The sequence below is a fragment of the Duganella callida genome, from assembly GCF_004614165.1.
Classification (GTDB): domain Bacteria; phylum Pseudomonadota; class Gammaproteobacteria; order Burkholderiales; family Burkholderiaceae_D; genus Rugamonas; species Rugamonas callida.
Window position 1 is genome coordinate 58,723 of the sequence record NZ_SPVG01000090.1, and the last position, 12,718, is coordinate 71,440.

The 12,718-nt window shown below is 62.8% G+C and carries 16 protein-coding genes; 3 read left to right on the plus strand and 13 right to left on the minus strand.

Going from position 1 to position 12,718, the window contains the following annotated elements:
* Nucleotides 1–3: 3 nt before the first annotated feature.
* Nucleotides 4–1,341, plus strand: coding sequence for a hemolysin family protein (locus tag E4L98_RS09590; RefSeq protein WP_135201330.1), 1,338 nt, complete (start codon nucleotides 4–6; stop codon nucleotides 1,339–1,341).
* Between the two features lie 45 nt (nucleotides 1,342–1,386).
* Here the strand turns inward: E4L98_RS09590 and E4L98_RS09595 are convergent, their stop codons facing one another.
* From E4L98_RS09595 to E4L98_RS09605, 3 genes are all read right to left on the minus strand, one after another.
* Nucleotides 1,387–2,424, minus strand: a complete 1,038-nt coding sequence (locus E4L98_RS09595; protein WP_135201331.1) for an AI-2E family transporter — start codon at nucleotides 2,422–2,424, stop codon at nucleotides 1,387–1,389.
* A 1-nt stretch (nucleotide 2,425) separates the two neighbouring features.
* Nucleotides 2,426–3,010, minus strand: a complete 585-nt coding sequence (locus tag E4L98_RS09600; RefSeq protein ID WP_135201332.1) for an SCO family protein — start codon at nucleotides 3,008–3,010, stop codon at nucleotides 2,426–2,428.
* A gap of 88 nt (nucleotides 3,011–3,098) precedes the next feature.
* Nucleotides 3,099–3,539: an FKBP-type peptidyl-prolyl cis-trans isomerase gene (locus E4L98_RS09605; protein ID WP_135201333.1), complete on the minus strand. Its 441-nt coding sequence runs from the start codon at nucleotides 3,537–3,539 to the stop codon at nucleotides 3,099–3,101.
* A gap of 176 nt (nucleotides 3,540–3,715) precedes the next feature.
* Here E4L98_RS09605 and E4L98_RS09610 point away from each other — a divergent pair, with 176 nt between their 5' ends.
* Nucleotides 3,716–4,420 (plus strand): substrate-binding periplasmic protein, encoded by a 705-nt coding sequence (locus E4L98_RS09610; protein WP_167761309.1) that lies wholly within the window; start codon nucleotides 3,716–3,718, stop codon nucleotides 4,418–4,420.
* Here the strand turns inward: E4L98_RS09610 and cyoE are convergent.
* Genes cyoE through E4L98_RS09630 form a run of 4 tightly spaced genes read right to left on the minus strand, consistent with a single transcriptional unit; the run spans nucleotide 4,405 to nucleotide 7,814 of the window.
* Nucleotides 4,405–5,301 (minus strand): heme o synthase, encoded by an 897-nt coding sequence (gene cyoE, locus E4L98_RS09615; RefSeq protein WP_135201335.1) that lies wholly within the window; start codon nucleotides 5,299–5,301, stop codon nucleotides 4,405–4,407. The genes E4L98_RS09610 and cyoE overlap by 16 nt on opposite strands.
* A 14-nt stretch (nucleotides 5,302–5,315) precedes the next feature.
* Nucleotides 5,316–6,473, minus strand: coding sequence for a COX15/CtaA family protein (locus E4L98_RS09620; RefSeq protein WP_229257331.1), 1,158 nt, complete (start codon nucleotides 6,471–6,473; stop codon nucleotides 5,316–5,318).
* A gap of 5 nt (nucleotides 6,474–6,478) precedes the next feature.
* Nucleotides 6,479–7,099 (minus strand): SCO family protein, encoded by a 621-nt coding sequence (locus tag E4L98_RS09625; RefSeq protein WP_135201336.1) that lies wholly within the window; start codon nucleotides 7,097–7,099, stop codon nucleotides 6,479–6,481.
* Nucleotides 7,083–7,814 carry an SURF1 family protein gene (locus E4L98_RS09630; protein WP_135201380.1) on the minus strand — a complete coding sequence of 244 codons (732 nt, stop codon included), beginning with the start codon at nucleotides 7,812–7,814 and terminating at the stop codon, nucleotides 7,083–7,085. The genes E4L98_RS09625 and E4L98_RS09630 overlap by 17 nt, the downstream gene beginning before the upstream one ends.
* Nucleotides 7,815–7,847: 33 nt before the next feature.
* Here E4L98_RS09630 and E4L98_RS09635 point away from each other — a divergent pair, with 33 nt between their 5' ends.
* Nucleotides 7,848–8,051, plus strand: coding sequence for a twin transmembrane helix small protein (locus E4L98_RS09635; RefSeq protein WP_135201381.1), 204 nt, complete (start codon nucleotides 7,848–7,850; stop codon nucleotides 8,049–8,051).
* A 76-nt stretch (nucleotides 8,052–8,127) separates the two neighbouring features.
* On the opposite strand, the gene E4L98_RS09640 is transcribed toward E4L98_RS09635, so the two are convergent.
* From E4L98_RS09640 to coxB, 6 genes are read right to left on the minus strand one after another with little or no spacing between them, the layout of a single operon-like run.
* On the minus strand, nucleotides 8,128–8,988 hold the full coding sequence (locus tag E4L98_RS09640; protein WP_135201337.1) for a cytochrome c oxidase subunit 3: 861 nt from the start codon (nucleotides 8,986–8,988) through the stop codon (nucleotides 8,128–8,130).
* An 18-nt stretch (nucleotides 8,989–9,006) separates the two neighbouring features.
* Nucleotides 9,007–9,204: a DUF2970 domain-containing protein gene (locus tag E4L98_RS09645; protein ID WP_135201338.1), complete on the minus strand. Its 198-nt coding sequence runs from the start codon at nucleotides 9,202–9,204 to the stop codon at nucleotides 9,007–9,009.
* 1 nt (nucleotide 9,205) lies between these two features.
* Nucleotides 9,206–9,745: a cytochrome c oxidase assembly protein gene (locus E4L98_RS09650; protein WP_135201339.1), complete on the minus strand. Its 540-nt coding sequence runs from the start codon at nucleotides 9,743–9,745 to the stop codon at nucleotides 9,206–9,208.
* Nucleotide 9,746: 1 nt separating this feature from the next.
* A complete protein-coding gene (locus E4L98_RS30605) occupies nucleotides 9,747–9,854 on the minus strand; it encodes a cytochrome oxidase small assembly protein (protein WP_229257332.1) in 108 nt (35 codons plus the stop codon).
* Between the two features lie 2 nt (nucleotides 9,855–9,856).
* Complete coding sequence (ctaD, locus tag E4L98_RS09655) at nucleotides 9,857–11,452, minus strand: cytochrome c oxidase subunit I (protein ID WP_135201340.1); 1,596 nt, start codon at nucleotides 11,450–11,452, stop codon at nucleotides 9,857–9,859.
* A gap of 15 nt (nucleotides 11,453–11,467) precedes the next feature.
* On the minus strand, nucleotides 11,468–12,700 hold the full coding sequence (gene coxB, locus E4L98_RS09660; protein WP_135201341.1) for a cytochrome c oxidase subunit II: 1,233 nt from the start codon (nucleotides 12,698–12,700) through the stop codon (nucleotides 11,468–11,470).
* Nucleotides 12,701–12,718 lie beyond the last annotated feature (18 nt).

Below are 12,718 nucleotides of genomic sequence, written 5' to 3' on the forward strand. Positions count from 1 at the left end.
CCTATGCAAAACCTCCTGCTTGTCGTTCTCGCCCTGTTTCTGGTCGCTTTGAACGGTTTCTTCGTCGCTGCCGAATTCGGCATCGTCACCCTGCGAAAAACGCGCGTCCGCGCCATCGCCAAGACAAGAGGAATGCAGGGCCGCATACTGAGCAAGGTGCACGGCGAGCTCGATGCCTATCTGTCGGCCTGCCAGCTGGGCATCACGCTGGCTTCGCTGGGCCTGGGCTGGGTCGGCGAGCCGGCGTTTGCCGGTTTGCTGGAGCCGCTGCTGGCGTTTATCGGCATCACGTCGCCCGACCTGATCCATGGCATCGCCTTCGTGTTTGCGTTCGGCGTGATTTCCTTCCTGCACATCGTGGTGGGCGAGCTGGCGCCCAAGTCGCTGGCGATCCGCATGCCGGAAGTGATCGGCCTGTGGTCGGCGCTGCCGCTGTACGCTTTTTACTGGACCATGTATCCCTTCATCTGGGTCTTGAACGCCAGCGCCAACATGGTGCTCAGGCTGGCCGGCCTGTCCGGCAAGGGTGGTCACGACAGCCATTATTCGGTGGAAGAACTGAAGCTGATTCTGCGCACCAGCCAGCCGGGCGAGAAATTCAATCAGGACGAGCGCAATATCCTGGCCCATTCGCTGGATTTCAGCGATCTGTCGGTGTCCGACCTGATGCGTCCGATTAACGAGGTGATCAGCCTGAGCGCCAGCCGTCCGCTCAAGGACAACCTGGACGCCATGCTGCGCAACCGTTTCAGCCGCTACCCGTATTACGACAAGGATGGCGAAACGGTGCTGGGCGTGGTGCACCTGAAGGACTTGTTCTTCGCCATGCAGGCGGGCAAACAGGTGACCGACCTGAGCGCCTTCCTGCGCCCGGTCGAGACGATTTCCGCCCGCACGCCGGCGCTGGAACAGTTCCGCCGCTTCCGTGAAGGTGCGCCGCACTTCGCGCTGATCGGCGAAAAGGGCAAGCGTCCGGTCGGCTTCATCACACTGGACAATCTGCTGGGCGCCATGGTCGGCGAAATCCACGACGAATTCCGCCTCAACGAGAACGACTGGCTGAAGCAGGCCGACGGCACCCTGATCGGCAAGGCCAGCCTGCCGATCTTCTCGCTCGAACGCACGCTGGGCATCGATATCGAGAATGAAGAACTGGGCATGGAAGAGGTGGAATCGGTGGGCGGCCTGCTGATGCTGAAGCTGGGCGATATTCCCAAACAGGGGCAACGCGTCAGCTTCCGCAATTTCGACATCGTCGCCAAGAAAATGAATGGCCCGCGTATCCTGCTGGTCAAGGTCATCCCCAAGGATGACACTGAGGATAACGCCGACCAGGATTAATCGGCGCCACCGCGATGCCGCGCTGGCGGGGCGGCTGCCGAGCTTCTAGATGCCGTAGCCGGTCCAGTTGCGCATCAGGCCCAGGCCGACCGCCAGCAGCGTCGGGCCGATGAACAGGCCGACAAAGCCGAACGCCAGCACCCCGCCCATCACGCCCAGCAGCACCAGGATGAACGGCAGACTGGAGCCGCGCGAAATCAGCATCGGCTTGACCACATTGTCGACGCCGCTGATCACGAACATGCCCCAGATGAACATGAAAATGGCCCAGCCGGTATCGCCGTGGTTAAACAGCCAGATGGTGGCGCCGATCCAGATGATGGGTGGGCCGACCGGGATCAGCGAGAACAAGAACGTCGCCACCGACAGCAGCGTCACCGCCGGCACGCCGGCAATCAGGAAGCCGATCGCCGCCACCACCGCCTGCGCCAGCGCGGTGCCCAGCAAACCGTACATCACGCCGCGCACGGTGCGGCTGACGGTGTCCGCCACGCTGACGCTCTGTTCGCCGATCAGCTTGTTCATGGCCGTGGCCAGCGCCTGCAGGATGGTCTGGCCGTCGCGGTACAGGAAGAAGCTGACGAACACCGCCAGGCTGACCTGGGCCACGCCGCTGCCCAGCACCATGCCGCCGCCGAGCAGTAAGCGCCGTGCCGGTTCCAGCAGATTACGCGCGGCGGCCAGCAATTCCTCGCGGCTGTGCAGCAGCTTGGCCAGATAGCTGTAAATGGGCTCGCCGGCCAGCGGAATATCGCGCAGCCACGCCGGCGGGTCCAGCGTACCGCTGCCGATGCCGGCCTTGATCTGGTCATAGAAATCGGACGCATTATCGGCGATATTCCAGGTCACCAGCGTCAGCGGCACGATGATCAGCAAGGTCAGGCCCACGCTCATCAGCAGCGCGGCGATATTGCGGCGCTGCTTGAGCCGCGCCAGCAGACGCAGATACAGCGGCCAGCTCGAAATCGTGATCGCCGCGGCAAACAGGATGGCGGCCAGGAACGGCCGCAACACCACCAGGCAACCGATCACCAGCAGGATGACGGCGGCCAGGCGCGTAAAGGGTTGAAAGCGCTGCCGCATATCAGGACAGCAGCAGCTTGAGGTCATGCACGGTGCTGGCGGTGGGCTGGCCCGGACGCAGCAACAAACGCAGCTTGCCCTGCTTGTCGAACACATAGCTGGCGGCGGTATGGTCCATCGAATAGCTGCCCGGCTCCTTGCCCGGCACCTTGTTGTACAGCACCTTGAATTCCTTGCCGACCGCAGCGGTCTGCTCGGCCGTCCCGTACAGACCGAGGAAGCGCTTGTCGAAGGCTGGCACATACTCCGCCAGCAGTTTCTGCGTATCGCGTTCGGGATCGATGGTCACGAACAACACCTGCACCTGATCGGCCTGCGGGCCGAGCTGCTTCATCACCTCCGACATCTCGGCCATGGTGGTCGGGCAGACATCCGGGCACTGGGTATAGCCGAAGAACATGATCACCACCTTGCCCTTGAAATCGGCCATGGTGCGCGGCTGGCCGTTGTGATCGGTCAGCGCGAAATCACGGCCGAACGCAGCGCCGGTCAGATCGGTGCTTTTGAAATCCAGCTTGGTAGCCTTGTCGCCGCATCCGGCCAGCAGGGTCATGGCGATCACAGCAAAGGCGAACAGTTTTTTCATTTTGTTTTCCGATACAAGGAAATCCGGGGTCAGTTCTGCCATTGGTACATGGGCTCGTGTGCGATTGGCAGAACTGACCCCGGATTGGTTAGCGGACGTCCAGCAGTTCGACGTCGAAGATCAGGTTGGCGTTGGGCGGGATCGGGCCGGCGCCGCTTTCGCCGTAGCCTTTGCTGGCCGGGACGATCAGGGTGCGCTTGCCGCCGACTTTCATGCCTTGCACGCCTTCATCCCAGCCGGGGATGACCTGGCCGCCGCCCACCGGGAAGCTGAACGGCTCGCGGCCCACCGACGTGTCGAATTGCGCACCGTGCTGCTGCGGCGCCGTCGGCTGGTACAGCCAGCCGGTGTAGTTGACCACGGCCATGGAGCCGGCCACCGCTTCCTTGCCGCTGCCGACCACGGTGTCGATCTTTTGCAGCGCGATGGCTGGCGCGGCGGCGGTCTGCGGCACCTTGGCGCGTTCGCAGCCGGCCAGCGCCAGGGTCAGGGTCAGGCCGATGGCGCAGGAGGTAATCAGTTGTTTCATATCTTTGTCTAGTGTTGGTTGTGAGCGGCGAACATTATAATAAGCCAGCAGCAACACTATCATCTTTGACGCATCAAAGGAGGCAGTTGGTGTCCCGCGCTCTATTCCTTTCCCTCATTTTTGCCGCGCATGGTGCGGCGCTTGCGGCGGTCCCCTGCCCGGCACGGCCGGTCAAAGTGGCTTTTTACGAAACGGGCTCCTTGTATTTCGACGGCGACAAGGGCGTCGATCGCGACATTGTCGATGAACTGGCACGTCGCATCGGCTGCCGCATCGAGGCCATGGCGCCACCGCGCGCCCGCGCCTACGCAATGCTGCAGGCCGGTCAGGTCGATGTGGTGACGGCAGCCCTGCCCTATCACGAGCGCGACGCGTATGCCTACTTCATCCCCTACATGCAGCAACGCTTCGCCACCGTCATGCTGCGCGACGTGCCGCTAGCCCAAAGCACCCCGCAAGGGTTCGCGGCCGATCCGACGCTGCGCTTCGGCCGCGTGCGCGGCGTCAATTACGGCGGCCAGCGCGACCAGTGGCTCGCGCGCATGGAAGCCGGCCATCGGCTGGAACAGGGCGCCAGTCCGACCACGGCATTCCGCATGCTGGGCTCGCGCCGCTTTGCGGCCATGTTCGCCATCCCGCTGCAGTACGAGAAGGAACTGGCCGACCTGGGCCTGACCGATAAGGTACGCATCGCCGACTGGTTTCCCGAAGATAAGCCGCCGCTACGCTGCCTGGCACTGTCGCGCGCGAACTTCACCGAGGCGCAGCGCGCCGCCTGGACCGCCGCCGCGCAATCCATGCAGATCGACGGCAGCATCAAGCGCATCCTGGCGAAATACCTATCGCCGGAGGAAGCCGAGAAGGCTCAAATTTTGAAGTAGTGATCCACCAGCAGGGCCACGAACAGCAGGCCCAGGTACATGATCGACCAGGCGAACGCCTTGCGCGCGATCAGGTCGGTGTAGTGGCGGTAGATTTTCCACGCGTGATGCAGGAACACCACGTTCAGGATGATGGCGCTGACCAGGTAGATCAGCCCGCTCATGCGCACCGCGTACGGCATCAGCGTGGTGGCCGCCAGCGCGATCGAATACAGCCAGACGTGGAACTGGGTGAACTGCATGCCGTGCGTGACCGGCAGCATCGGCAGGCCGGACTTGGCGTAATCGTCGCGGCGGTACAGCGCCAGCGCCCAGAAGTGAGGCGGCGTCCAGACGAAGATGATCAGCACCAGCAGCCAGGCTTCCATCGGCACGTCGTTGGCGACGGCGGCCCAGCCCAGCGCCGGCGGCATCGCGCCCGACAGCCCGCCGATCACGATGTTCTGCGGCGTCGACGGCTTGAGGATCATGGTGTAGATGATGGCGTAACCAAGGAAGGTGATAAAGGTCAGCCACATGGTCAGCGGATTGACCAGCGTGTACAGCACCCACATGCCGGCGCCGCCGATCACCAGCGCGAACACCACGGTTTCCCACACGCTGATGTCGCCCAGCGCCATCGGCCGGCGCGCGGTGCGCGCCATGCGCGCGTCGATCTCGCGCTCGGCCAGGCAGTTGACGGCAAACGCCGCGCCGGTCAGCAGCCAGATGCCGACGGTCGAGTACAGCACCAGCCGCCAGTCCGGCAAGCCGTCCGGTGTGGCCAGGAACATGCCGATCACGGCACAAAATACCGCCAGCTGGGTCACGCGCGGTTTGGTCAACGCCCAGTACTGCGCAACGCGGCTGGACGATTTGGAAGTCATGGTCTGGGTAGTCATCAGCGAAACTTGTGTCAGTGCCGTACCGTCGACGCGGGGGGATGCGAGGCGCTCGACGCTGCCTTTTTTGCAAGGTCGTGCTGGTACTTAGCCTTGTAGTTTAACACGGTCAGCAGCAGGACGAGCAGCGCTGCCCCGGCGTTGTGCAATACCGCGATCGTCAGCGGGAAGCTGAGGAAGATGGTGGCGATGCCGGTGGCGATCTGCACGCATAACGTCATGACAATGTTGCGCGCCGTTTTGTGCAGCGCCTGGTGATCCCAGGCGCGCCAGGCGGTATAGCCGGCCGCCAGCGCCACGATCAGGCCGACATTGCGGTGGGTCCAATGGATGGCGGTCAGCGCCGAGAACGGCAAGTAATGGCCCGCGGCCGTCTTGCCCAGCTCGCGCCACAGCGTGAAGCCGTGCTCGAAATCCATGTCCGGGATCAGCTTGCCGCCGCACAGCGGAAAGTCGGTGCAGGCCAGCGTGGCGTAGTTGGTGCTGGTCCAGCCGCCCAGTGCCAGCTGCACCAGCAGCAGCAGGCCCGACACCAGCGCCAGGATGCGGATATTGCGCATGGCCGGCGGCGAGGCGCTGACCACCGAACGCACCGGCGCGATCAGCTGGTTCTGACGGCCGCCATACCAGGCCAGGATCGCCAGCAAGCCCAGGCCCAGCAACAGATGGGTGGTGACGATCACCGGCTGCAGCTTGAGGGTCACGGTCCAGGCGCCGAACGCGCCCTGCAGGCAAACGAAGAAGAACAAAAAGGTCGGCAGCCACGGCGCGTACTCGACGCGCCTGGTCCTGATCCATTGATACCAGGACTGCGCCATCATGGCCACGATCAGGATGCCGATGGTCATGGCCAGGTAGCGGTGGATCATCTCGATCCACGCCTTGAACACCGTGACCGGACCGGTCGGCATCAGGCTTTCGGCGGCGACGATCTGCTCATGCGCCAGGAAAGGATTGGCGGCGCCGTAGCAGCCCGGCCAGTCCGGGCAGCCGAGGCCGGAATCGGTCAGGCGGGTAAACGCGCCGAACACGATCAGGTCGAAGGTCAGGAACACGCTGACCCAGACCAGCTTGCGGTATTTGTTGGCGTCCGACGAGGTCCAGACGATGGATGCCGGCAGCAGCGCGATCAGCAGCGCCGTGATGGCCATTTGAGCGAGGGTCAGATGCATAACAGTCAACCTATGGCCGAAGCCTTCAACAATTTGGCGATATCCTTGTGGACCCGCTTGACCTTCTCGATGTCGCTGGACACCGCACCTTTCGGGAAGCGCATCATCAGGTTGCCCAGCGGATCGATCAGGTACACGTGATCGGACGCGCGATCGGCCACGCCGGGCTCCAGTGGCAGCCACTTCTCCAGCACCGGCGCCGGCGCGCGCAACATGCGCGTGCCGTCATTCACGCGCAGCAGCATGGTGTCCAGCGGCTGCGCGTCGGTGATCAGCCACACGCGTTCGATGCGCTCCATCTCCTTGCCCTGCATGGTGCGCAGCTGGCGCATGGCGAACAGCTGATCCTGGCACTCCTGTTGGCAATCCGATGGCCCCACCTTCAGCATAATCCATTTGCCCTTGAAATCCTCCAGCTTTGCGGGCTGGCCGTCCAAGGTGGTGCTGTGCATGGCCGGGATCGGATACTGGCGCGGATCGATCAGCGCGCCGTAATTGGTCTGTCCGCCCTTGGGCTTGATCACATAGTAGGTGAAATACGAGGCGATCAGCGGCGCGGCGCATACCGCCAGCACCGCGATCAGCTTCCAGCGGCCACGGGCAGTTTGATTATTTGGCTTTTCCACGTCTGAATCCGTTTGCTACAAAAAAGATAACCGCCATCGCCGACAGTGCATACCACTGGAAGGCATAGCCCTGATGTTTTTCCACGCCCAGCGCCGGCGCCGGCCAGTCGCGCACCATCCGCACCTCGTCGCCGGCAGGCTGGGCCGGCGCGCCCTGCTCGATCACGAACGGCTGCATGGCCAGGCCGCTGTCCTTGGCCAGCTGCAGCGGGTCGGCGTTCTGCACGATGGCGCCCGGCGCCAGCGGCGGCGCGCTGCCCAGCTCCATCACGTGGCCGGCGCTGAGGCGGGCCGTGCCCTGCAGTGTCACCAGCCCTTGCGGCGTCGCGTACGATGGCAGCTTGTCGCGCACCGCCGGATCGCGCGGCAGCCAGCCGCGCGCCACCAGCACGTGCATGGCCGATCCCGATATTTTAAACGGCATCAGTAAATAAAACCCGGCGCGGCCCTGATACGGGCGATTGTCCAGATAGATGGGCCAGCCGCGCACGAACTCGCCCGTGACCGTCACGCGGCGGAAGGCGGCGGCATCGGCCGCCAGCGGCTTGCCGTCCAACACCAGCGGCGTGGCGGCGCTGCTCTGCGCCAGCTTGGCCTGCAGGGTCAGCTTTTCCACGGCGCGGCGGGTCTGCCAGTTGCCCAGCTGTATGCCGAGCGTAACCACCAGCACGGTGGCCACGAAAGGAATCAATTTAAAGCGGAACACCATTACAATGGAACCTCGATCAAACCGCCACTCCCATCTGACATGAAATTTGTCGTCGCCATCGCGTTCATCCTGATCCTCGGCAGCCTGGGCATGGCGCTGTTCTTCCTGATGCGCGACAAGGGCCGCAGCAACAACACGGTGCGTGCGCTGGCCGTGCGGGTGGCCTTGTCCATCACCCTTTTCCTGCTGATCCTGCTGGCCTACCGCATGGGCTATATCCACCCTACCGGCATCCGAGTCTGAATCAAAACAAGATCCCTACAAAGAAAAAGCCGCAGCGGGAGCGCCCGCATGCGGCTTTCGAGCAGATGATACGCGCTTACAGCCAGTACACCACGACGTACAGGCCGAGCCAGACCACGTCCACAAAGTGCCAGTACCAGGCCGCGCCCTCGAACGCAAAGTGATGGTCGGGCGTGAAATGGCCCTTGAGCACGCGGTACAGCACCACCGACAGCATGATCGCGCCCATGGTCACGTGGAAGCCGTGGAAACCGGTCAGCATGAAGAAGGTCGAGCCGTAGATGCCCGAGGTCAGCTTCAGATTCAGCTCGGTGTAGGCGTGGTGGTATTCATACGCCTGGAAGCCCATGAAGATGGCGCCCAGCAGAATCGTCAGGAACAGGAAGATGGCCGTTTGCGCGCGGTGGCCGGCGCGCAGCGCGTGGTGGGCGATGGTCAGCGTCACACCCGAGGTCAGCAGCAGCGCGGTGTTGATGGTCGGGATGGGGAACGGCCCCATGGTGTGGAATTCCTGCACCGTGCCGGCCGGCGTGGCGCCGCCCCATGCCGGCACGAAGTCCGGCCAGATGAATTTGTGATCGAGGTCGCCCAGCCACGGCATCGAGATCGAACGCGCATAGAACAGCGCGCCGAAGAACGCGCCGAAGAACATCACCTCGGAAAAGATGAACCAGCTCATCGACCAGCGGTAGGAATGGTCGATGCGCTGGCTGTACAAGCCGCCCTCCGACTCCTTGATCGCATCGCCGAACCAGAAATACAGCACGGTGATGGTGCCGAGGATGCCGATGATGTTGGCCGCCGGCCCCCACGACACGTCGTTGACCCAGGCCGACGCCCCGATCATGGTCACCAGCATGGACAAGCCGGCCATCAGCGGCCAGCGCGAAGGCCCCGGCACGAAATAATACGGTGCTGCGGCATTTTGTGAACTCATCTTCATCTCCCTGTCTACTTATTTAGCTACGACGAATTTGACGACCGTGATCAGCAGCCCGATGAACACCGCCACCGCCAGCAAGGCCGCGATGATGATGTGGACCGGGTTCAGCCCGCGCTGGTCCTGATCGAAATCGCTCCTGCGGCGCAGGCCGACGAATGACCACAGCACGGCCTTCAGCGAATACAGAAAGCCTGGCTTTTTCCGGTCCATGTTATTGGGCCGCCGTTTTGACCAGGCCGCCGCCCACCTCGAAGAAGGTGTACGACAGCGTGATCGTTTTCACATCCCTGGGCAGTTTCGGATCGATGTAGAACACCACCGGCATCTGCCGCGCTTCGTTCGGCTTCAAGGTTTGCTGGTTGAAGCAGAAGCACTCCACCTTCTTAAAATACTGCATCGCGTTTTGCGGCGCGTAACTCGGAATCGCCTGCGCGTTCATCTCGCGCGGCTGGGTGTTGACCACCTCGTAGGTCACCGTGGTCAGCTCGCCCGGATGCACGCTCAGGCTGCTGACCGTGGGGCGGAAGCGCCACGGTCCCTGCGCATTGCCGTCGAACTCGATGGTCACGTCGCGGCTCTTGTCGACCTGGGTGTTGCCGTCCACCGCCACCGTGCCATCCTTCTGCGTCAGGATGTTCAGGCCCAGCGCCTCGCAGATCTGGCGGTAGAACGGATTCAGCGCATAGGCGAAGCCGAACATCGCCACCGCGATGACGATCAGCTTGCCCAGCAGTTGGCGGTTTTCACCCATGTCAGCTCAGCCAGATGCGCTTGACGAACACCGAGGCGAAAAAGAACACCACCAGCGCCAGCAACAGCAAGGCGGTACGCAGGTTGTTCGGCTTCTTGTGCCCGTTCATGATCACTTGAACTGCGGCGGGGTTTCAAACGTGTGGAACGGCGCCGGCGACGGCACGGTCCACTCCAGGCCCTCGGCGCCATCCCATGGCTTGGCTTCCGCCTGCTTGCCGCCGCGGATGGTCGGCAGGATCACAAAGAACAGGAAGAACACCTGCGACAGGCCGAAACCGAAGGCGCCGATCGAGGCCACCATGTTGAAGTCGGTGAACTGCGCCGAGTAGTCGGCGTAGCGGCGCGGCATGCCGGCCAGGCCCAGGAAGTGCATCGGGAAGAAGGTCACGTTGAAGGTGATCAGCGAAGCCCAGAAGTGGATCTTGCCCATGGTCTCGTTGTACATGTGGCCGGTCCATTTCGGCGACCAGTAGTAGAAACCGGCGAACAGCGCGAACAGCGAGCCGGCTACCAGCACGTAGTGGAAGTGCGCCACCACGTAGTAGGTATCCTGCAGCTGGATGTCGATCGGCGTCACCGCCAGGATCAGGCCAGTGAAGCCGCCGATGGTGAACACGAAGATGAAGCCGACCGCGAACAGCATCGGCGTCTCGAACGTCATCGAACCGCGCCACATGGTGGCGATCCAGTTGAACACCTTCACGCCGGTCGGCACCGCGATCAGCATGGTGGCGTACATGAAGAACAGCTGCGAGGTCACCGGCATGCCGGTGGTGAACATATGGTGCGCCCAGACGATGAACGACAGGATCGCGATCGAGGCGGTGGCGTACACCATCGAGGCGTAGCCGAACAGCTGCTTGCGCGCGAACGCCGGCAGGATCTGCGAGACGATGCCGAACGCCGGCAGAATCATGATGTACACCTCGGGGTGGCCGAAGAACCAGAAGATGTGCTGGTACATCACCGGGTCGCCGCCGGCGGCCGCGTTGAAGAAGCTGGTGCCGAAGTGGCGGTCGGTCAGCGTCATGGTGATGGCGCCGGCCAGCACCGGCATCACGGCGATCAGCAGGTAGGCGGTGATCAGCCAGGTCCAGCAGAACATCGGCATCTTCATCAAGGTCATGCCGGGGGCGCGCATGTTGAGGATGGTGACGATGATGTTGATCGAGCCCATGATCGACGAGGCGCCCATCAGGTGCATGGCGAAGATGGCCATGTCCATGCCCGGTCCCATCTGGGTCGACAGCGGCGCGTACAGGGTCCAGCCGGCCGCCGTGGCGCCGCCCGGCACCAGGAACGAGGTGGCCAGCAGGATCGCCGCCGGCGGCAGCAGCCAGAACGAGAAGTTGTTCATGCGCGCGAACGCCATGTCGGAGGCGCCGATCTGCAGCGGAATCATCCAGTTGGCGAAGCCGACGAAGGCCGGCATGATGGCGCCGAACACCATCACCAGGCCGTGCATGGTGGTCAGCTGGTTGAAGAATTCAGGCTGGAAGAACTGCAGGCCGGGCTTGAACAGCTCGGTGCGTATCATCAGCGCCAGCACGCCGCCGGACAGCAGCATGATGAACGAGAACCACAGGTACAGGGTGCCGATGTCCTTGTGGTTGGTGGCAAACAGCCAGCGCGCGAAGCCGTGCGGATGATCGTGGGCATGATCATGTCCGTGGTCGTGGCCGTGATCCAAAGTAGTTGTGCTCATTTGTAACGCTCCTGATTACTTACGTGCAGCCACGACTTCAGCTGGTTGAACGATGTTTTCGGCAGCCTTGTTCGACCAGCTATTGCGGGTAAAGGTGATGACGGCCGCGATATCCGTATCCGACAATTGCTTCCATGCTGGCATCTCGGCGGGATACTTCCCGCTCTTCTTGCCGTTCAGCAGAACGTGGATCTGTTCCGCCTTGGGACCATTCACCACCGGCGAACCGTCCAGCGCGGCGAAGGCGTTCGGCACGCCCTTGCCGGTCGGCTGGTGGCACACCACGCAGTTGGTGTTGTAGACTTTTTCGCCCTTGGTTTTCAGCTCGTCGATGGTCCAGGTCTTGTTCGGATCATCGGCCAGCGCGGCCATTTCCTTCTTCTTGCCGTCGACCCAGGTCTTGTACTCGGCATCGGTGACCACGCGCACCACGATCGGCATGAAGGCATGCTCCTTGCCGCACAGCTCGGAGCAATAGCCGCGGAACACGCCGGTGTGCTCGGCCTTGAACCAGGTGTCGCGCACGAAACCGGGAATCGCATCCTGCTTGACGGCGAAGGCCGGAATCGACCACGAGTGGATCACGTCATTGGCGGTGGTGATCAGGCGGATCTTGCGGTGCACCGGCACCACCACCTCGTTATCGACTTCCATCAGATAATTGTCGCCGCGCTTCTCGGTCGGCTCGAAGCCCGGTGCGCCCACCTGCGCGCGCGGGGTGGACAGGTTGGACAGGAAGGAAATGCCCTCGCCCTCGCCCTTCAGGTAATCGTAGCCCCACTTCCACTGCATGCCGGTGACCTTGATGGTGATGTCGGCATTCGAGGTATCCTTCATGCCGACCACCGTGCGGGTGGCGGGCAGCGCCATGCCGATCACGATCAGGAACGGCACGATGGTCCAGGCCACCTCGACGGCGGTGGATTCATGGAAGGTGGCCGGCTTGTGGCCCAGCGAGCGGCGATGCTTGAAGATGGAATAAAACATCACGCCGAACACGGCGATGAAGATGACCAGGCAGACGCCCATCATCCAGTTGTGCAGGCTGTACACTTCGGAAGCGATCTGGGTGGCGGGAGGTTGCAGCGTGAGTTCGCCGGCCTGAGGTCCGCCGGTGCCGCCCGTCGCGGCTGCATATGTGCCCACTGCGGTCGTGCCTGTTGCGGTGTCAGCTGCCCACGCTGGAAGACCGGCCGCCAGCAAGGCCAGCCCGAGCATCAACGCTTGAAGTCGCTTCGCATATGTCATGTTTTCCCCAACTGCCCC

Excerpts from the sequence above, each read along its gene's own strand:
- E4L98_RS09605 (WP_135201333.1), bottom strand. The coding sequence starts at position 3,539 with ATGAAACAACTGATTACCTCCTGCGCCATCGGCCTGACCCTGACCCTG.
- cyoE (WP_135201335.1), bottom strand. The coding sequence starts at position 5,301 with ATGACTACCCAGACCATGACTTCCAAATCGTCCAGCCGCGTTGCGCAG.
- E4L98_RS09590 (WP_135201330.1), top strand. The coding sequence starts at position 4 with ATGCAAAACCTCCTGCTTGTCGTTCTCGCCCTGTTTCTGGTCGCTTTG.
- E4L98_RS09595 (WP_135201331.1), bottom strand. The coding sequence starts at position 2,424 with ATGCGGCAGCGCTTTCAACCCTTTACGCGCCTGGCCGCCGTCATCCTG.
- E4L98_RS09640 (WP_135201337.1), bottom strand. The coding sequence starts at position 8,988 with ATGAGTTCACAAAATGCCGCAGCACCGTATTATTTCGTGCCGGGGCCT.
- E4L98_RS09600 (WP_135201332.1), bottom strand. The coding sequence starts at position 3,010 with ATGAAAAAACTGTTCGCCTTTGCTGTGATCGCCATGACCCTGCTGGCC.
- E4L98_RS09650 (WP_135201339.1), bottom strand. The coding sequence starts at position 9,745 with ATGGGTGAAAACCGCCAACTGCTGGGCAAGCTGATCGTCATCGCGGTG.
- coxB (WP_135201341.1), bottom strand. The coding sequence starts at position 12,700 with ATGACATATGCGAAGCGACTTCAAGCGTTGATGCTCGGGCTGGCCTTG.
- E4L98_RS30605 (WP_229257332.1), bottom strand. The coding sequence starts at position 9,854 with ATGAACGGGCACAAGAAGCCGAACAACCTGCGTACCGCCTTGCTGTTG.
- E4L98_RS09635 (WP_135201381.1), top strand. The coding sequence starts at position 7,848 with ATGAAATTTGTCGTCGCCATCGCGTTCATCCTGATCCTCGGCAGCCTG.
- ctaD (WP_135201340.1), bottom strand. The coding sequence starts at position 11,452 with ATGAGCACAACTACTTTGGATCACGGCCACGACCACGGACATGATCAT.
- E4L98_RS09645 (WP_135201338.1), bottom strand. The coding sequence starts at position 9,204 with ATGGACCGGAAAAAGCCAGGCTTTCTGTATTCGCTGAAGGCCGTGCTG.
- E4L98_RS09620 (WP_229257331.1), bottom strand. The coding sequence starts at position 6,473 with ATGCATCTGACCCTCGCTCAAATGGCCATCACGGCGCTGCTGATCGCG.